General features: G+C 42.1%; 15 protein-coding genes, 4 tRNA genes and 1 pseudogene. 7 read left to right on the forward strand and 13 right to left on the reverse strand.

The window, feature by feature from the left end:
- Positions 1–449: 449 nt before the first annotated feature.
- Positions 450–1,013 (forward strand): hypothetical protein, encoded by a 564-nt coding sequence (locus RMY32_RS09125; RefSeq protein ID WP_322696623.1) that lies wholly within the window; start codon positions 450–452, stop codon positions 1,011–1,013.
- Between the two features lie 34 nt (positions 1,014–1,047).
- Here RMY32_RS09125 and RMY32_RS09130 read toward each other — a convergent pair whose 3' ends face one another.
- The 5 genes from RMY32_RS09130 to RMY32_RS09150 form a co-directional block, all read right to left on the reverse strand.
- Positions 1,048–3,375 carry a VIT domain-containing protein gene (locus RMY32_RS09130; protein ID WP_322710552.1) on the reverse strand — a complete coding sequence of 776 codons (2,328 nt, stop codon included), beginning with the start codon at positions 3,373–3,375 and terminating at the stop codon, positions 1,048–1,050.
- An 86-nt stretch (positions 3,376–3,461) separates the two neighbouring features.
- Positions 3,462–4,526, reverse strand: a complete 1,065-nt coding sequence (locus RMY32_RS09135) for a tetratricopeptide repeat protein (RefSeq protein ID WP_322710553.1) — start codon at positions 4,524–4,526, stop codon at positions 3,462–3,464.
- 68 nt (positions 4,527–4,594) lie between these two features.
- The gene (locus RMY32_RS09140) at positions 4,595–5,365 is read right to left on the reverse strand and encodes a 16S rRNA (uracil(1498)-N(3))-methyltransferase (RefSeq protein WP_322710554.1); all 771 of its coding nucleotides are present in this window, start codon (positions 5,363–5,365) and stop codon (positions 4,595–4,597) included.
- A gap of 87 nt (positions 5,366–5,452) precedes the next feature.
- A complete protein-coding gene (gene sir, locus RMY32_RS09145; RefSeq protein ID WP_322710555.1) occupies positions 5,453–7,369 on the reverse strand; it encodes a sulfite reductase, ferredoxin dependent in 1,917 nt (638 codons plus the stop codon).
- A gap of 239 nt (positions 7,370–7,608) precedes the next feature.
- Positions 7,609–8,148, reverse strand: a complete 540-nt coding sequence (locus tag RMY32_RS09150) for a hypothetical protein (RefSeq protein WP_322710556.1) — start codon at positions 8,146–8,148, stop codon at positions 7,609–7,611.
- A 394-nt stretch (positions 8,149–8,542) separates the two neighbouring features.
- On the opposite strand from RMY32_RS09150, the gene RMY32_RS09155 reads away from it, so the two are divergent.
- Both RMY32_RS09155 and RMY32_RS09160 read left to right on the forward strand, forming a co-directional pair.
- Positions 8,543–9,484: an ADP-ribosylglycohydrolase family protein gene (locus RMY32_RS09155; RefSeq protein WP_322710557.1), complete on the forward strand. Its 942-nt coding sequence runs from the start codon at positions 8,543–8,545 to the stop codon at positions 9,482–9,484.
- Between the two features lie 87 nt (positions 9,485–9,571).
- Positions 9,572–10,513 (forward strand): ADP-ribosylglycohydrolase family protein, encoded by a 942-nt coding sequence (locus RMY32_RS09160; RefSeq protein ID WP_322710558.1) that lies wholly within the window; start codon positions 9,572–9,574, stop codon positions 10,511–10,513.
- Between the two features lie 62 nt (positions 10,514–10,575).
- Here RMY32_RS09160 and RMY32_RS09165 read toward each other — a convergent pair whose 3' ends face one another.
- From RMY32_RS09165 to RMY32_RS09175, 3 genes are all read right to left on the reverse strand, one after another.
- Positions 10,576–11,583 (reverse strand): transposase, encoded by a 1,008-nt coding sequence (locus RMY32_RS09165; RefSeq protein ID WP_322687631.1) that lies wholly within the window; start codon positions 11,581–11,583, stop codon positions 10,576–10,578.
- Between the two features lie 21 nt (positions 11,584–11,604).
- A complete protein-coding gene (locus RMY32_RS09170; protein ID WP_322696350.1) occupies positions 11,605–12,456 on the reverse strand; it encodes a hypothetical protein in 852 nt (283 codons plus the stop codon).
- Positions 12,457–12,596: 140 nt separating this feature from the next.
- Entirely contained in the window at positions 12,597–13,256 is a 660-nt protein-coding gene (locus RMY32_RS09175; protein ID WP_322710559.1) for an Npun_F0813 family protein, read from the reverse strand.
- A gap of 358 nt (positions 13,257–13,614) precedes the next feature.
- Between RMY32_RS09175 and RMY32_RS09180 the strand changes: the two genes are divergently transcribed.
- A tRNA-Arg gene (locus tag RMY32_RS09180) sits at positions 13,615–13,687 on the forward strand.
- A 68-nt stretch (positions 13,688–13,755) separates the two neighbouring features.
- Positions 13,756–14,439 (forward strand): annotated as a pseudogene (locus RMY32_RS09185) (group I intron-associated PD-(D/E)XK endonuclease).
- Between the two features lie 2 nt (positions 14,440–14,441).
- On the opposite strand, the gene RMY32_RS09190 reads toward RMY32_RS09185, so the two are convergent.
- From RMY32_RS09190 to nadA, 3 genes are all read right to left on the reverse strand, one after another.
- Positions 14,442–14,513 (reverse strand) — tRNA-Thr (locus RMY32_RS09190).
- A gap of 87 nt (positions 14,514–14,600) precedes the next feature.
- Positions 14,601–14,686, reverse strand: a tRNA-Tyr gene (locus RMY32_RS09195).
- A 124-nt stretch (positions 14,687–14,810) separates the two neighbouring features.
- Positions 14,811–15,785 (reverse strand): quinolinate synthase NadA, encoded by a 975-nt coding sequence (nadA, locus tag RMY32_RS09200; protein WP_322710560.1) that lies wholly within the window; start codon positions 15,783–15,785, stop codon positions 14,811–14,813.
- Positions 15,786–15,934: 149 nt separating this feature from the next.
- Between nadA and RMY32_RS09205 the strand changes: the two genes are divergently transcribed.
- The gene (locus RMY32_RS09205) at positions 15,935–16,855 is read left to right on the forward strand and encodes a TIGR04168 family protein (protein ID WP_322710561.1); all 921 of its coding nucleotides are present in this window, start codon (positions 15,935–15,937) and stop codon (positions 16,853–16,855) included.
- 131 nt (positions 16,856–16,986) lie between these two features.
- Positions 16,987–17,071 (forward strand) — tRNA-Ser (locus RMY32_RS09210).
- Positions 17,072–17,122: 51 nt separating this feature from the next.
- Here the strand turns inward: RMY32_RS09210 and RMY32_RS09215 are convergent.
- Positions 17,123–17,482, reverse strand: coding sequence for a four helix bundle protein (locus RMY32_RS09215; RefSeq protein ID WP_322710563.1), 360 nt, complete (start codon positions 17,480–17,482; stop codon positions 17,123–17,125).
- A gap of 78 nt (positions 17,483–17,560) precedes the next feature.
- Positions 17,561–17,923, reverse strand: coding sequence for an NACHT C-terminal helical domain 2-containing protein (locus RMY32_RS09220; RefSeq protein ID WP_409882590.1), 363 nt, complete (start codon positions 17,921–17,923; stop codon positions 17,561–17,563).
- Positions 17,924–17,992: the final 69 nt, after the last annotated feature.

The raw sequence follows: 17,992 nt of genomic DNA on the forward strand, positions 1-17,992 counted from the left end.
TCGTAGGGTTTGCATAAGTCCTAAAAAGTTATTGTTGCAAACAAAACTAAAATGCTTTCAAAGAAAACTTGTATAAAGTTTTACAAATTAATCCATTCGTTTGCCAATAGGCTATGACACTCCTTTGACTGGGTGGAGCAAACTGCTTATTTAACTTCAATTGGGTATTTATCAAACAAAGAAATGTTAATTATTGTAAAGCTTGCTTTCAGAATCTTGCTCTTAGCTACAGTAAAATTTAATAATTAGTTCTCGGTGTGTGCAGGTTGCAAATGCTTGCAATAGAACATTTGCCCTGTGGTTTTACTACAATGTTAATTAAGCACAAATCTATAAGGGTTGTCACCAGAGCGGTGTGACGACAAGTAGATAATGTAACATTTTGTCGTAATTTTTAACAATTACGGTCTAGTTGCAAATATAAAAGGTAAAAGGCAGGAGTAATTGTAATGGATTTTATCAAAAAGTTAATTTCGGGTATTCAGGGTTTCCTTGGGGGTATTCTGGGTTTCTTTACCGGATTATTACCGGGGAAGAAGAAAAGCAACGGCTACTTCTTAGAATTGGATGAAGCCAAAGATGCTGCCAAAGATGCTGCTAAAGAGGTAGCATCGAGCGCAAAGAAAGTAGCAGAGACAGTTACATCGACAGTTGCATCAAATGCGAAGAAAGTAGCAGAGACGATTACATCAGACACACCAACTCCATCCAAGCCAGATTCATTGAACGGAACAAAAACCGCTGCTACTAAGGCTAAGACTAAGGAAAAATCAGCTAAAAATCCCAAACCAGCCGATGTTCAACTAGTCCAGACTGCTGAGGGTCTTAAAGTTGAACCGGGCAACAAGGAAAAAGCCGCAGCAGCCAAAGTACTCAAAGAGCAGCCAACTGAAACAACCTTTGCACCAAAATATCTGGCTCCTTCGGCTACTAGCTCTAATGGTCGTCGTCGTCCAGGAGCGAATATGACTGCTTATCTAGACATGGCACGTCAGATTAAAACACCTAAATAATTCATGGAGACCGTAAATTTACGGTCTCTCTAGATTAAGTGTGAAGATGCAAGGTTAAGATAACTTTGCCAGTTGTAGATGAGGAAACTCTCCAAAGTAAGAGCGATCGCTTAATTGTCTCCACTACAACTGGATCTTTTAGGGTAGAGGTTTCCTCATCCAAAACTACCCGTTCTACCCGACCTTTGTTGACGGTGAACTCAAAGACGATTTCACCACTGAAGCCTGAAGGAAAGTTTAGTTGCTGAAGGTGTCGGGTTAGATTAGCAATTTCTGTATTATCCAAGCCAGTGATGCTGATGACCTCTAACTGATGGTTGATGGCTGCGTCTAAGATTTCATCTTGTTCCATCTCCTCGAAATCAAAGCTCAAAGATATCTCGACTTCTTTGGCTGCTGGAGATTGTGGCGATCGCTTTTGCCGAAGAAAATCTGGATCTGGTGCTGATAAGGTTAAGAATTCCATTTGACCCGCAAAACCACCAGCTGGGGCATTGCCAAACACTCCTTCGTAACTAACTGCTTCCGGCATTTCCACTGGCACTTGCATAGACAAGTATTCGCTTCCTGGTTCAACCCGCACGTCATCGCTGACAGCTACAAAAGCGGTGTATTGAGAAAGCAGTTGATAAGTTAAGGCTGTTTCTGTAACTGCTTCTACACTAGCTTTAGTTTCAAAACTCACCATTTGATTCATCAAATCTTTGATCCGAGCGCGTCCCCACAACTGCGCCACAGCAAGATTTCCTGTTTCCTCAAATATCAGGTTAAACGTTTTTTCGTAGTGCTTACCGCCCGCAGCAATGCCGGAGATTTGCAGATTACCAGTAACTCTATCTTGTTTGCGACCAAATAAAACTAATGGTTGTTCGCAAAATAAATCAGGCGCTACCTTTGGGTAAATCACAGGCGATTCTGTGTCACCTTGCCAAAAGATTTGAATATTCGTGAGTACAGGATTGTTAATTTGTTTGTAGAACTTTTCGGCTACTTCTTCTGTGGGTTCATCATGACGAATGATTTGGGATATTCCCCGGCCAATTTCGGCGATGCGATTTAGTAAAAAACGGTTAACTGAACTACCAACACCAAAACTATAAAGGCGATTTGCTGGTTGGAGATGCTGTTGTACTTCTGCTAAAATCTCATTTTCGTTACCGATATAGCCATCTGTTAGAAGTACGACGCTGCGTAATCTTCCGGCTGGTGTGGGGAAATTGATAGCTGTATGAATGCCACTGAGCATTTCTGTGCTGCCATCAGCTTGTAAATTATTAATATAAGCGATCGCTTTGGCACGATTTTCTGGTGTATTCGACAGAGGTGTTGGCGATAACTGTCTAACTCTATTGGAAAAATCGATAATTGTGAAAGTATCGTTGGGATTTAACCCATTGATAAATCGCCGCATCAATTCTTGACACTTTTGCAACGGATCGCCAGATTGGGAACCGGAAGTATCCACCAAAAATACGACATCTTTGGGAACAATCTCATCAGTAGAATATTCTAAAGCTGGAATCAGATATATGGCAAAATGTCCGCCGCGATCGTCGGCTTGGGTTAGTACTGTAGATTGAGTTTCTTGACCAGAAACTTGATAGCGGAGAATTAAATCTTTGTTGGGAATTGTATCTTCTCCGGCTAATTGAATCCGCACAATTTGGCCTGAGTGTTCAATTTTTAATTGATGGGAAGGAGAACGTACTTCAGAAATTGGTAAACCCGCATCAATTTCTACTGTGACATTAATATTGTGACGCGATGTCTGCGACGGGCTACGCCTACGCATTCCTTCTGGGACTACAGGCGGTGTAATGCGGGAAGCATCAGGAACTTGGTCTGTATCACCGCTACCATCTATCGGCGTTCCCGGAATATATCTTGGCCCCACCACCATCGGGAAAACAAATTCGTAGTTTCCCGCCTCAAATTTTAAACTTTCGGTATAACGAATTGTGACATCAATTTGTTCGCCAGGTTTGATGTTAGCTAGAGATTGGGTAAAAATGTTGTCTCGTTCCTGTTCTAAAAGTCCGGCGGTGCGTCCTTCTTGTTTGGCTTTTTCATAAATTTGTTGTGCTTCTTCACGTTTTTTAATATTACCTTTGATGATGCGATCGCCTATTTTGATTTCCATGTCATCCACCGCCGCCTCATCAGGTAACGGAAAGATATAGACTGCTTCTAAAGGCTGCGTAAAGGGATTCTCAAAGCTTTGGATGACATCAACTCGTGACAAGTTACCTGCAATTTTTGCTATAACTTCTGTATGTTTGAATGGAAAAACTAGTTGCTCTCCTTGAGGCGATTGAACATACAAACCCCCTAGATATTGGTTTTTAGCACTTACTATATTCATAGAACACCCCTATTTGATTTGTGAACTTACTTTTTAAAGTAGGCAATAAGTAACTTAATTACGAATTACGAATTACGAATTACGAATTATTTAACAAACACCAGTCCACTATACAAATGAAAAGCTGAATCCCAATTAGTCTGTTCTCGACGAAACAGATCGATGTGAGACTTGATATGACTCAACATTTCTGTTTGATCTAATGTTGTATCTGCAAAAGACGTGAAATCTGACCATATTTTGACTTGAGGTAGTTGCTGGTCAATCCAACTTGATAAATTATTCCAATTAATTCTGATTGTATTTTGGCTAGCTTGAGGAATGATTTCTAAACCTTGCTGAAATTCATAGCCGTTATCATAAAGTCGGAGAATGGAACGCCTACCAGGGATGTGTAAATCACAAAACTGAGCATAGTCTTGTGTTTGGGTTTTCCATTCCAGTTTACGGCGGGCATCAACATCTACAACTTGTTCAAAAATGGGCAAAAGTCCTACTACTCTTGCTGTGACTTCTGACCAGTCAAAGGTGAGAGAACCAAGTTGATTGACTTCGTTTCGGCAAACAACAGTAGCTTGTGGGGTAGATGCTTGGAAATGTTTGACTTGATAAACTTGAATTTGCTGAATTTGCGCTATTGTTGCCCAAAAGCAAGGAATACCAGCCTGCTGTAGCTGTTTGCCATAAAATTTTAGTTCTCCTACTTGGCCAGTGCGGTACAATCTCCAGCCACGACTTGGGAGTATCAGCCGTGCAGTGTAGGGATCTAGCTGCATAATCTGAGCAAATTTTCGAGATGCTTCTGTTTTCATCTCGGTGCTGAGTGGCTCTAAGACTAATACGCCAAGTTCGGTGTTATTTGGTTCAGATTTTGCTTGGGAAATAGCTCTTTGTCTTTCTTCTAGCTCCATTTCTTGTAGCCGTCGCAAACCTTGGCGTGCGAGCGTTACTATTTTGGCGTTCCTTGTATCTCGCAGCAATTGCCGATAAATTTGTTCTGCATCTTGGCGCTTTTGAGACACTTCATGGAGCCGACCGAGATAATATTGTACCCAAGGATTTTCGGGTGATTCTTTTTGCAGCTGTTTGAGTAATTTAGCTGCTGTTTTATAGTCTTTATGCTCAAAGGCGATCGCAACTTGCTCAATCATCACTTACTTTAAATACACGTTGGAGTGATGTCTCGCGCAAAAGTAATTTTGCGTGAGCTATAAATCATTTATACTTCACAAATTGCGGTAATCAAGGATAATGCTACTACTGGGGCTGTAACTGCTCTCAGGATGCGGCGACCAAGGGAAACAGGTTGAAATCCAACTGACTTCGCATTCTCAATTTCTTCTGTTGTCCATCCTCCCTCTGGGCCAGTAGCAATGACAATTGTTTCTTGTCCTGTGTCATTTGTCATTTGTCCTATGTCATTTGTCATTTGTCCTTTGTGGTGTAAGCAATCTTTTAAATGGGGAAACTCACCACGCGCGACACAAATATATTGTTGCCTATTCGCCAATGACAAATGACTAATGACTAATGACAAACCCGTATTAAAAGCAACAGGCTCTAAAATTGTCGGCACGAATGAGCGCTCTGATTGTTCGGCGGCTTCGGCTGCGATGCGCCGCCAACGTTCGAGCTTTTGAGGACTAGGATGAAGTAAAGTGCGATCGCTCAATACTGGTGCAATACAAGTTACTCCCAACTCTGTACAACATCGCACTACTTCATCAAATCCATTGCCTTTGGGCAACGCCACCATCAGCGTAATCGATACAGGTAATTCTGTTTCTACCAAAAGCGCTTCTAAAACCTGTGCTTGTTCCCCTGCTAGCTGCGCTAACCACCATTTTCCCTTACCATCCATTGCAATAAAGCGATCGCCTTCACGCAAGCGCAACACGCGCCCCAAATAATGTTGCTGTTCTTTGGTGAGCAAAATTTGCCCTTGTTGGAGTTGGGAGGGTGCGATCGCAATTCTTTGCAGTTGAGACATGGGATTTTGGAATTTCAAGAATATCAAATCAAAGATGGACACAGATAAATCCATCTGTGTCCATCATGGTTTAATTATTTATTCGGCTTACGAAAGATTCTGGAAGTAAACCTCTAGCGCTTCAGTAACTAATTGAGTCATCGGCTTACCTTGGCTTTCTGCTACTTCTTTCAACTTGCCATAAACCTCTTCTTTCAAATTGACCCGATGGCGCGATTTGTTTGCACCATTAGCTGTTTGCGGTTCGTAGCTAGCAGCAAATTCGCGGATGGCATCAAAACCAACGCGATCGCAAAAATCACCAAACTTTTCTTTCGATTTGCGAGATTTCTTAAAGTAGACAAAAATCGGCTCTAAGAAGGTTTCCAAGTCATTATGGTGCAGCTTTTCTATGTAAGGTTGCGCCAGTCGAGTTTGATTTGCCGAACCCCCTAACCATAATTGGTAAGATTCTGGGGCGCTACCGACAAAGCCCAATTCTGCTAAGTAGGGACGAGCGCAACCATTGGGGCATCCTGTCATTCTTACCACAAAATGTTCTTTTTGTAAACCAACTTTATCCAAAAGGGCGCGAACTCTTTCCAAAATACCCGGTATTGCCCGTTCTGATTCTGTGATTGCCAAGCCGCAAGTGGGCAAAGCCGGACAAGCCATTGCATACCGCACTAAAGGTTCGATTTTACTGGGGTCGTCTACGACACCGTGACGGCTGAGAATGTCTTGAATAGCTTGCTTGCTATCTGGCTCAATATCGTAAAAAATCAGGTTATGGTTGGCACTCAGGCGGATGTGTAAGTTAAACTGTTCAACAATTTCCCGCAAGGCGGTTTTCAGTTGAAACGAACCTTCATCCTTGATTCGACCATTGTCAATGGAAATTCCTAAGAATAGTTTGCCATCACCTTGTTCATTCCAGCCGAGGAAGTCGTAATATTTAAACTCTGGCAGTGGTTTGAAGGCTTCAATTGATTTACCGAAATATTCTTCAACTTTGGCACGGAATTTATCTAGACCCCAATCGTTGATTAAATATTTTAATCTGGCATGACGACGGTCGGTGCGATCGCCATAATCTCTTTGGGTCGCAACAATCGCTTTCACAATGTCGTAAACATCATCTTTCGCCACATAACCGATGGGGTCTGCTAACCTAGCGAAAGTTTCTTCTTTACCGTGGGTTCTACCTAAACCACCACCAGCAAAAATATTAAATCCTTCTAATTGCTTCTTCTTATTGGTAATCACTACCAACGTCAAATCTTGGGAATACAAATCAATCGAATTATCCCCTGGCACCGTCACGCAAATTTTGAACTTGCGGGGCATATAGTACGTGCCATAAATCGGTTCTTCGTTGTCATGGATAATTGTGCCATTCCCATTGCGCTGTCGGGCTGCCTTTACCTCTGGGGCTTCTTCAGCACTAATTGCCTTTTCCCCATCTAACCAAATTTCGTAATAAGCACCTGTTTGCGCTGTCAGCAAGTCAGCAATATTCTGGGCATACTCCCAAGCATACTGATACTCTGGGCGATTCTTAAAGGGGGCTGGTGGTGCCATCACATTTCGGTTAATGTCGCCACAAGCTCCCAAAGTCGAACCCAGGTTCTTGACAATGGTGGCGATCGCTGACTTAAGATTTTTCTTTAAAATTCCGTGCAGTTGGAAACCTTGACGGGTAGTTGCTCGTAACGTGTGGTTGCCATACTCATCAGCTATTTTATCTAAAGCCAGATATAGCTGCGGCGGTACTAAACCACCTGGATTTTTTGTCCGCAGCATAAACTGGTAATCTTTTTCCTGTCCCTTGGTGCGGTTGTCGCGGTTATCCTGCTGGTAAGAACCGTGATACTTCAAAAGCTGCACCGCATTTTCGGTAAAATGGGTAGTGTCTTGAAGGATTTCAGTTGCTACAGGTTCACGCAAAAAATTACTATTTTCCTTGATTCCTTCTACTTTGGAAGGCTTACGGGTTGCGATGGGGGAAGGAGCAGATTTAACCATTAGACTTGTATAGTATTCTCAATAAAGCATTAGTAGACGCCGAATCAGCACCCTTCGGCTATTTGATCCCCGGTAATCCGGCCGGAATAATGAGGAATAATTTAATTTTACCACGGCAAAAGCCGGCTTTGTCAGTGATGTAACACTTAACAAAACCAGCTTTTTGAAGTAGTGAGTTTTGTGTGCTGAGTCCTGAGTACTTAAGTAAAGTATAGAGTGACTGAGGACTCAATAATTTTTTATTTGAACCGATAGCCTAAACCACCATTGATGCTAACAGCAGGAGTATCGCTATTTTGGTAAGCACCAATTCCTACTTTGGCATTAGTGTAGACGAGGAAATTGTTAGCAACTTCCGATTCAACACCAGCACCTACCACTACTGAATCTTTGTTACCTATAGGAGTTGGTGAGCCATCTTTCTCTACAAAAGAATAACCACCAGTTAAATAAGCATTAGTTCTATTAGCGATGGGCACATCCACAGAAAGTTCTGGGATAATGGCACTTGTCTTATCACTCCAGAGAACATTACCGCGTGCAGAAAATGGCGTAGTTCCTAATTTCACGCGACCTGTAACATTACCACCAAATGTGGCATCATCGTTGATACCTTGTCCGCCACTGGTAACGCCAGCTGCAACACCAGCACCAACATAGCTAGCATCAGTACCCTTTTTAGTTTCAGCAGAAGCTTGACCAGCTGATAGAACAAAAGGAGCAACTATTAAGGAAGACAATGCAGAAATTGTCACGAAAGACTTGAGTAAGCGTTTCATAATTTTTACCAAATTTTGTATTTTTTACTTGTATATTCCAGGTCGAAAATAAAGTGATAATGTTCCAAATGATTCTCAACTTTTTAATCAAAGTTGTTGTTGTTAATGTATAACGCTTACAGAATAACTATCCCTTCAATTGATAAATAAGCTGTTATAATTACATCTCAATGTCTTTTCATTCTGGCTGTTTGTTCCCACAACAGACGCTTTTAAAAGTGTCACAATATTTGGAACTAAAATTAAGTCTGGGTATGGTAAATAAAATACCCGATTAATAATTTTTGCCGAGCTTTTCACAGATGATGAAAAAGTAGGCTGTAACATCTGTTGCAACAAGCTATAGAGGGAATCTATAAAGTTAATTTTGAGCAATTTTCGTGGAGATTGAATAATGCTAACCGCTGCAAAAACGTTGTCTGGTTTGATGGGTTTATGTGTCGGTGATGCGTTGGGTGTACCAGTGGAGTTTACTAGCCGTGCTGAACGAGTAAAATCTCCAGTGACAACGATGTTGGGTTATGGCACATGGAATCAACCACCAGGAACTTGGTCAGATGACAGTTCCTTAAGCTTTTGCTTGGCAGAATGCCTTTGTAGGGGGTATTCGTTGGATGCTATAGCTAATTCCTTCTGGCGGTGGTACAAGGAGGCTTACTGGACTCCCCGTGGCGATGTCTTTGATATTGGTCAAACTACTCATACAGCAATTATGCGCCTGAAACAGGGAGTTGTCCCCCATCAAGCGGGCGGTAAGGTTGAAAATAGTAATGGCAATGGTTCTTTAATGAGAATCTTGCCGATGGCTTATTGTCACAGAAGTTTAACTTTAGGCGAATTGCTGGCGCGAGTGCATGATGTTTCGGCGATTACCCATGCTCATGCGCGATCGCAAATGGCCTGTGGCATTTATATTAGTATTGCAGTGGCACTCTTAGAAGGGGCTGACCTGCAAACAGCTTATTTACAAGGACTGCAAGATATCCAAACAATTTATTCTGTCCGAGAATTTTTATTAGAGAAGCCGCATTTTGGCAGAATTTTCAGTGGTGAGATTGCCAAGATACCAGTGGAAGAGATTAATTCTGGTGGCTATGTGATTGATACTTTAGAATCATCCCTGTGGTGTTTGTTAAATAGCTCGTCTTATTCTGAGGCTGTACTGAAAGCTGTCAACTTAGGCGGAGATACCGATACTACCGCCGCTGTCACTGGTGGATTAGCGGGAATTTACTACGGGGTGGAAAATATTCCCAAACAATGGATGAACCAAATTGCTCGTAGACAAGACATTATTTACTTAGCAGAGCGTTTTGCAAGGGCTGTTTACAGCTAGTTTGGAGTTAAAAATTATACCAAGCGTTTGATAATCGGCTTTTCGCAAGTAAAATCAGTTGTAGAAAAGTTTCATGCTGGTTGAACAATGCTAATCTCTGCAAAAACGTTGTCTGGTTTGATGGGTTTATGTGTTGGTGATGCATTGGGTGTGCCAGTAGAATTCACCAGCCGCGCTGAAAGAGTAAAATCTCCAGTCATATCGATGCTGGGTTATGGAACTTGGGATGTTCCTGCTGGTACATGGTCAGATGACAGTTCGCTGACCTTTTGCTTGGCAGAATGTCTTTGTGAGGGATTTTCACTGGATGCGATTGCTAATTCCTTCTGGCGCTGGTATCACGAAAGTTACTGGACTGCTCAAGGTGAAGTATTTGATATCGGTAACACCACGTTTTTAGCAATTGTCAACTGGAAACAAGGAACTCCACCCCTAAAAGCAGGTGGTAGTAGTGAAAATAGTAATGGCAATGGTTCTCTAATGAGAATCTTGCCGATGGCTTATTGTCACAAAAGTCTAACTATGGATGAATTGATTGTACGAGTACATCAAGTTTCTTCCATTACCCATGCTCATCTCCGTTCTCAAATGGCCTGTGGCATTTATATTAGTATTGCAGTGGCGCTCTTAGAAGGGGCTGACCCCCAAACAGCTTATTTACAAGGACTGCAAGATATCCAAACAATTTATTCTGTGCGAGAATTTTTATTAGAGAAGCCGCATTTTGGCAGAGTTTTGAGTGGTGAAATTGCCAAGATACCAGTAGAAGAGATTAATTCTGGTGGCTATGTAATTGACACCTTGGAATCATCCCTGTGGTGTTTATTAAATAGCTCGTCTTATTCTGAGGCAGTACTGAAAGCTGTCAATTTAGGCGGAGATACCGATACTACTGCGGCTGTCACCGGTGGATTAGCGGGAATTTACTACGGGGTGGAAAATATTCCCAAACAATGGATGAACCAAATTGCTCGCAAACAGGACATTATTTATTTAGCAGAGCGTTTTGCAAGGGCTGTTTACGCTTAGAGTTAGGAGTTAAAAGTTAAGAGTTAAGAATTATGAAACTCTTAACTCCTGACTTCTAACTCCTAAACCGTAGACAAAGAATAGACCTGACCATCAATCAGCAGTCGTGTGATGCCCTTAGCTTGCAGATGAGTCCGAGCCTTATGGAGCATTTTACTATCAGGAACTTTAATCACGCGATCGCGTTTAGTAGAAAAACGCTTGGCGACACGATGGTTATCAAACACCGGCAGAGTTCTTTGTTGGGTTTCCAGGCTGGGAATTTGTCCCAAATCACCAAAGTCCTTCAGAGGTCGCGTAATTAATTCTGAGGAACGGTCAATTACCAAATAGCAAGTTTTGGGCAAATTGGCTATCGACAGTGGTAAAACTTCAACTGATGCTTCACCTGGTCTTCTTCTTGTAACTAAAGGTCTTTGCTCATCCAGGTCATCATCATCAAAGTCTTCTTCCTCAAAGTCGTCATCCTCTAAATCATCATCATCTAAATCATCCAAATCTTCGGATTCGTCGAGCAAATCTTCGCCCAGCATGTGCGCGATAACAGCCGCTCCTGGATGTTCATTCTTTAGCGGTGGGATGGGGATGCTGACTATTTCCGGCGGCTTTGGCTCTGGAGTTTCTAATTTATCTGCTGTGACTCGGAGTTTCGGTTTCTCCGCAGCCGAGGGGCGTCGCCGCACTCTTCTACTAGCAGCAATTGACTCCGCCGTTTCCTCTGAATACACTTCCTGCTCTACACGAATTATCTTACGTGGTAGTGGCTCAACCTTTGGCACTTCCAAGGGTTGGCTTTCGCTGGGTGGAACTTCTATCTCCGGCTCTGGTTCTGGTTGACTCAGCAGTGGTAACTGCTCGTAGCTTACCTGTGCCCTTCCTTCAGGAGTTCTCGCAGCCCGCTTTAAGGAGACTAAGTATTCATACTCATCTTCTGGCAAAGTGCTTTTGAGCAGGCGACTAATTGTCGAATTACTCACACCATAGCGGTCTGCCAAAGTTGAGGTTGTTTCAGCAGTCTCTCGATATAACTTCAGAATTTCTTGCTTGTCAGAGTCTGTTAGTTTTCTCACGGTAGATACCAAAAATCCTTACTAAGCTCGTTTACGTCCGCTGGTACGCCGCGTTCGTCTTAGTGATGCGTCATATTCTAAGGCAGCGCCCATACCAAATAACACTCCACTAAACACCCAAAACACTTCTAATATTTCTCCACTTTGATAATTGGGGCCTTGGGCATATTTAAACCACATATCTGCAATGTAGAGCGAAAAGGCCGCCGCTGCAATCATTCGCCAAGACTGGGAAACTCTTCCCCCCCAAAAGGCTAGTAGCAGAGTGGTAGCAATAATTAACAAAACTACATCGCTAACTACGTAAAACCAATTCAAAATAGCGACTAGCAGTTCTGAGGGTGTTTCTTGTTGCATAGAAATCCACCATGCCAACAAACTACCGAACACTGCAATTGCTAATACAATTAACCACTGCCATTTTTCCAGATTGATTCGCCTGGAAGCCACAGCTAAAATCATGCCTGCGCCAAGTAATAGATAAGTCAGTACAAAAAATATATCGCCCACAGACACATCCGGTTCATCTTTTAAAACTATTTCGGTATAGCCGAAAATTATCCCTCCAACGAAATAAGAAAGCATACCTAGCCCAATTAAGAGCCAAACATTCCGGCCACTGACGATTTGCGGACTCAGCCAGTTCTTCAAGCATAAGATACTGGCACCCAAATAAGCTAAAGCTTCAAAAATATTTGTGCCAATCACATACCACTCGGCTCGGCTTTCTATGCCATCGGCTCCAGGAACTTTGGCACTAAATAACAAAAAGTATAGCAGTGCCAGTACGGCCCAGCCAATATTAGCTAAGACAATGTTCTGAGTAGTGAAAATTGATTTAGAAAGGAACGAATTCTCGTAAGAGTTACTCATAGGACTTGACTATGTAGATGCACTCTGGCAGTATTTTGAGTTAAAGGACTGTATATCTAGCAGTGTGTTTATCAGGTAATACACAATCGGACACCAAAAGCAAGTGCCAGTGGCAGGAATTTTGTGAAAAAATTTCCCTGCTACTGCCATAGTTTACCCAGTGGCGATTGATTTAGCCAAGTGATAAACAGCGATCGCTCGACTTCTGGCATATCTTCTAGCTTATAAATTACTTGTTTGGTAAAATTAGCATTGCCAAAATAGGTCTTTCCTAATCGATGCAGTTCTTGTAACAGGATAACTACATGATTTTCTTGCCAATCAGGTATTTTGGCTGTTGGCAAAGGATTAGTAGATACCAGATATTTCACTGCTTCTAGGGATGATGCTTGGGGAAATTGTTTTTGCTTGAACACCTCCGCAATATCTTTTTCAAATAATGCAGCTTGTCTAGCACCTAAAAACTCTTCAATGTCGATAGAAACACCCTGCAACAGCAAAATACCGGCTTGGATTAAAATCGCCGTTTTGCCATGATTACCTGTGTCACTATCTAGTTGCTCTAAACGGATTTTACCCCAAACACTAAAGCGTTCCGGTTCCTCCAGCAAAACACAGGCTTTACCTCGGTTATCCGTTAATTCTCTCCATAAGGCTCTAGCTTCTTCTTCTTGACTAGCTTTGAATACGCTAATCAAGCGAAAAGCCTGCCCTTGATAACTAAGAATCGGCACCTGCTGATCCTTTTTTGGGTGCTGAATGCTTGATATTTCAACATCCTGCCGTTTGAGAATAAACATGGCACTAGCAAATAACTCCTCACAGGGGCACTCTTAATATGGAATATATAATGGCATTTGGCAGCATCGCCAAGGCTGAAATTACCTAGCATACTGTAGGAATGAGCCTCGCGATCGCCAGATTCTTCCCGAAGGTAGCCGCCCAGAGGACGTTAGCGCTAACGGGCAAATAACCCCTTGACAACACAATATATCTAAACCAATACCCCATCTGTTTCGTTTTCAGTGTAGATTGCACTAACTAGCGACTAGCATCTTAGCCTTGCTAGTGGTAAATCTGCAATTTTCGATTGCTTCTTGTTACGTTGAAACGATATAATAGTTGAGATGACTCTTTTGGGAGCCATTATTTTGTTTTGGGCGCGTAGCTCAGTGGATAGAGCAATTGCCTTCTAAGCAATCGGCCGCAGGTTCGAACCCTGCCGCGCTCGTTTTTACTCAATATGAACCTTCAAGCACCGTGAAGTGATATGATGATTTCCGAGTTTGAGGTTCGTTATTGCTGCATCATACCAAGAACAAAGGCGATATTGCTGCTACGAAAGCGATCGCTGATTTAACCCTTAAAGGGTATTAAGTCCTCACACCAGTAGTTTGTGAGCATTTATCTTTTGATTTTGTTGCCTACAAAGACGATAAATTTTACAAAATACAAGCTAAATATGCGGGAGATAATAGAGTAGTCAATAAAACTATTTGGGTAGATAAAAATGGTACTCATCAGAAGAAGTATAAAGTAAATGACTTTGACTTTTATGCTGTTTATCTGCCTGATATAGATAAAGTTGTTTATCCATCAATTAACTTTAATGGTTGCTACATAACTACTCAGATACCTAATTCAGCTACACCGTTTTACTGGTGGGAAGATTTTATAGATTTAACTGAAGCAGCGTCTAAGCGAACCTACAAGGAGTTTGGCGTTGACTTAACACCTAGAAAGGTTAACCCAGACTCTAGGATTCATACTAGAAAAGTAGAAAGGCCATCTAAAGAAGAACTAGAAAAACTAGTTTGGGAAAAGCCAACAGCGCAAATTGGGAAAGATTTTGGCGTATCTGATAAGGCTGTAGAAAAATGGTGTAAGGCTTATGGGATAGAAAAGGCACCTAGAGGGTATTGGGTAAAGAAAGCTTATGGAAAAGTACAAGGACAGTTAACAATCCATGACGTATCAATTTAAAAAGCCCGTGACGAGGATTGAACTCGTGACCTCACCCTTACCAAGGGTGTGCTCTACCACTGAGCCACACGGGCAATGTATAACTTTGATTTTTCAGTTATAAGTTACAATGCTGGGAGCTTTGCTCTTAACCCAGTCATTATAACTTATAACTTCGTAAGTGGTGGGCCGGGCTGGATTTGAACCAGCGTAGGCGCTAGCCAACGGATTTACAGTCCGTCTCCATTAACCACTCGGACACCGACCCGATTTGTCTCACGATTTAAAATCCTAGCACTATGTTTTAGAAATTGCAAGTGATTGGAAAAAATAACTTGCGGGTAGAGATCGCAACAAAACTGCGTCTCTACCATCTAGATAAAAAATACTGGTTACACGCTCATCTCCAGCATTCGTTGCATTGGTCGCAGTGCAGCAAGGCGAATATCCTCTGACATGGTAATTTCGGGAGTGCGATTTTTCATCGCCCAGTAGAGCTTTTCTAAGGTGTTTAACCGCATAAACGGACATTCGTTACAAGCACAGTTATTCATCGGCGGTGCAGGAATAAAATGCTTGTCAGGAGCTAATTTTTGCATTTGGTGAATGATTCCCGGCTCTGTCGCAACGATAAATTCTTTCGTGGGGCTGCTTTGACAATACTTGAGTAAAGCGGCTGTGGAGCCAATAAAGCTGGCGTGGCGCAATACACTACTTTCACATTCTGGATGTGCGATCGCCTCTGCTTCGGGATGGGCAATTTTTAACTGAACAATTTTCTTTTCCGAGAAGGTTTCATGGACAACACAGCTACCTTGCCATAGCACCAAATCTCGTCTGGTCTGTTCCATGACATAGCGCCCCAAATTGCGATCGGGGGCAAAAATAATTGGCTGTTCTTTGGGTATCTGCTGGACAATTTTCACAGCGTTGGAACTAGTACAAATAATATCGCTCATCGCCTTGATATCAGCAGAACAGTTGATGTAAGACACCACCAAATGATTCGGATGCGCTGCTTTAAAAGCTGCAAACTCGTCTGCTGGACAACTGTCTGCTAAAGAACAACCAGCATTCAAATCTGGTAAAAGTACTAATTTATCGGGATTAAGTATCTTTGCTGTTTCTGCCATGAAGTGAACGCCAGCAAAGACAATTACATCCGCATTAGTTTTTTCGGCGGCTCTTGCCAGTTGTAATGAATCCCCAATAAAGTCTGCAATATCCTGAATATCTGGCTCTTGATAATAATGCGCCAGGATAACGGCGTTGAGTTCTTTTTTGAGACTTTGAATCGCGGCAAACAAATCTAGTGGTAGTTCACCCAGTTGGGTGTTTTCTCGTTGAGCTAGTGCAGTGGTAAACACAGTTTAGGGGTGCTTTATGTTGCAAATGTATGTCCTGTGGATTCAATTATAGTAGTTTTTACCAAAAATAGTGGACGGTTGATATTTTGGGGTTGTGTCCAAATCGGGCTGAGTTTCATATCCTGGAGATAGACGGCAAGGAAAGTGGCATGACCAGTCAAAAAACTCAATCGATAAACCTCAAAATTGCTGTAGTTGGAGATATTCACGACCAATGGGAAGTGGAAGATGGCGTTGCACTCAAGCATTTGGGTGTTGACTTAGTGCTGTTTGTTGGGGATTTTGGCAATGAATCGGTGGAAGTGGTCAGAGCGATCGCCTCTGTCGATATTCCCAAAGCAGCCGTAATGGGCAACCACGATGCCTGGTACACCGCCACCGAATGGGGACGCAAAAAGGCTCCTTATGACCGCTCTAAGGAAGACTGGGTACAGGAACAACTCGATTTATTAGGCTCATCCCATGTTGGTTACGGGAAGTTGGATTTTCCCGCTTGGAATTTAACTGTAGTGGGGGGTCGTCCCTTTACCTGGGGTGGCCCAGAGTGGAAATTCGCAGAAATCTGTAAAGAACGTTACGGTGTGACGAGTTTGGAAGAATCCGCCGATCGCATCGTGAAAGCAGTTAAAAGCGCCGCTTACGAGACAATTATATTTTTGGGTCACAACGGGCCTAGTGGGTTAGGCGATCGCCCCGAAGACCCCTGTGGCAAAGACTGGCACCCAATTGGCGGCGATTTTGGCGATCCAGATTTGGGCGAGGCGATTTCTCAAGCTTTGACTGCTGGTAAAACCATTCCTCTGGTGACATTTGGTCATATGCACCGAGATTTACGCCATACCAAGAAGGTGCAACGCAAACCCATCTTTAGAAGTCCAGAGGGGACAATTTACTTAAATGCGGCTAGTGTCCCCAGGATTGTGGAAAATGATGGCGAGAAGTTGCGTAATTTTTCCATTGTCACCCTAGAAGCAGGTGTGGTTTCGCAAGTTTCCCTAGTTTGGGTGGGGAATGACTTTCAGGTGGCTAAGGGGGAAATTTTGTACGAGCGATCGCGTATTGTGTCGTAGACATTCGCATCCAGTAGTGCAATCTGCGTAGAGAATAAGGTATAGTATGATCTGTCAAGTTTAGTGCTAACCAACAAAAGCGCCTGAATAGCGTCTAAAAGTAGGGTATGCATAAGTTTGACAGATTTATTGGAGAGGTGGCAGAGTGGTCGATTGCGTCCGACTTGAAATCGGATGAGGCTAAAACCTCCGGGAGTTCGAATCTCCCCCTCTCCGTTGAGGAATTAAAAATTGAAAATTAAAAATTAAAAATTGAGGAGGATGAGGTTAGGTGGTGCTTTTGGTGGAGATAATGATAGCACCAAGAATTTTGGTTAGTTCTTCGGCTTCGGATTGGAGTTGACTAATTTTTTCTTGAGGTACTATTTCGGAAGCAATAAGCAATCTTAACCAATACCGGGTTTCACGGGATTCTTTTAGTGCAATCATGAGCTTGCTGATAAAATCAGCTTTGCTTTGAGCAGCTTGTGCTTCTTTTACATTAGCTCCAATCGATGTTCCTGACCTTAATAACTGTTGAGCAAGGGTTCGTGCTACTCCTGGTTTGTCATCTAAAAACTGGCACAATTTGACTATGCGAACTGAAAAAGTAAAAGTGCGATATAAATATAATAGTGTTTGATTTATTTACAAGCAAACAATTTTCTAGAAAAATAAATTTAATTAATTTATATTTTTATATTTATTTTTTATGGAATGAAGCTATTATAAACTTTTAATTGGTAATAGCAATGTATCCTCAATTTCTTGCCTAACTTCTCGACTAACATAACATTCGCTATTTAGACAATCTATTAGTAACTCATTAGCATTGTAATACTCTTCTAATAATTGCTTTTGTGGTTTGGTAAACTGCCAATCATGCCCAATATTGCGATATTCAATCATCGCCTTTCTAAGTCTTTTTACCCAAGTTTGGTTATTAGATTTCCATAATCTTTCATCTTCATCTAAAGCAGGCAATTGATTATAAAGGTTTTTTAATATTTTTGTTAGCTTATACCAATTTTTTATAAAGCTGCATAGAATTCGATCCCCCCTAGCCCCCCTTATAAAGGGAGGAACCAGAAAAACATATCAAAGTCCCCCTTAAAAAGGGGGATTTAGGGGGATCTAGATATGTGTAACTTCACATTA

This window comes from Nostoc sp. ChiSLP03a (assembly GCF_034531215.2).
GTDB lineage: Bacteria > Cyanobacteriota > Cyanobacteriia > Cyanobacteriales > Nostocaceae > Nostoc.

Bases quoted from the DNA above. Each gene is read 5' to 3' on its own strand.
- RMY32_RS09125 (WP_322696623.1), top strand. From the start codon at position 450: ATGGATTTTATCAAAAAGTTAATTTCGGGTATTCAGGGTTTCCTTGGG.
- RMY32_RS09130 (WP_322710552.1), bottom strand. From the start codon at position 3,375: ATGAATATAGTAAGTGCTAAAAACCAATATCTAGGGGGTTTGTATGTT.
- RMY32_RS09135 (WP_322710553.1), bottom strand. From the start codon at position 4,526: ATGATTGAGCAAGTTGCGATCGCCTTTGAGCATAAAGACTATAAAACA.
- RMY32_RS09140 (WP_322710554.1), bottom strand. From the start codon at position 5,365: ATGTCTCAACTGCAAAGAATTGCGATCGCACCCTCCCAACTCCAACAA.
- sir (WP_322710555.1), bottom strand. From the start codon at position 7,369: ATGGTTAAATCTGCTCCTTCCCCCATCGCAACCCGTAAGCCTTCCAAA.
- RMY32_RS09150 (WP_322710556.1), bottom strand. From the start codon at position 8,148: ATGAAACGCTTACTCAAGTCTTTCGTGACAATTTCTGCATTGTCTTCC.
- RMY32_RS09155 (WP_322710557.1), top strand. From the start codon at position 8,543: ATGCTAACCGCTGCAAAAACGTTGTCTGGTTTGATGGGTTTATGTGTC.
- RMY32_RS09160 (WP_322710558.1), top strand. From the start codon at position 9,572: ATGCTAATCTCTGCAAAAACGTTGTCTGGTTTGATGGGTTTATGTGTT.
- RMY32_RS09170 (WP_322696350.1), bottom strand. From the start codon at position 12,456: ATGAGTAACTCTTACGAGAATTCGTTCCTTTCTAAATCAATTTTCACT.
- RMY32_RS09175 (WP_322710559.1), bottom strand. From the start codon at position 13,256: ATGTTTATTCTCAAACGGCAGGATGTTGAAATATCAAGCATTCAGCAC.
- RMY32_RS09205 (WP_322710561.1), top strand. From the start codon at position 15,935: ATGACCAGTCAAAAAACTCAATCGATAAACCTCAAAATTGCTGTAGTT.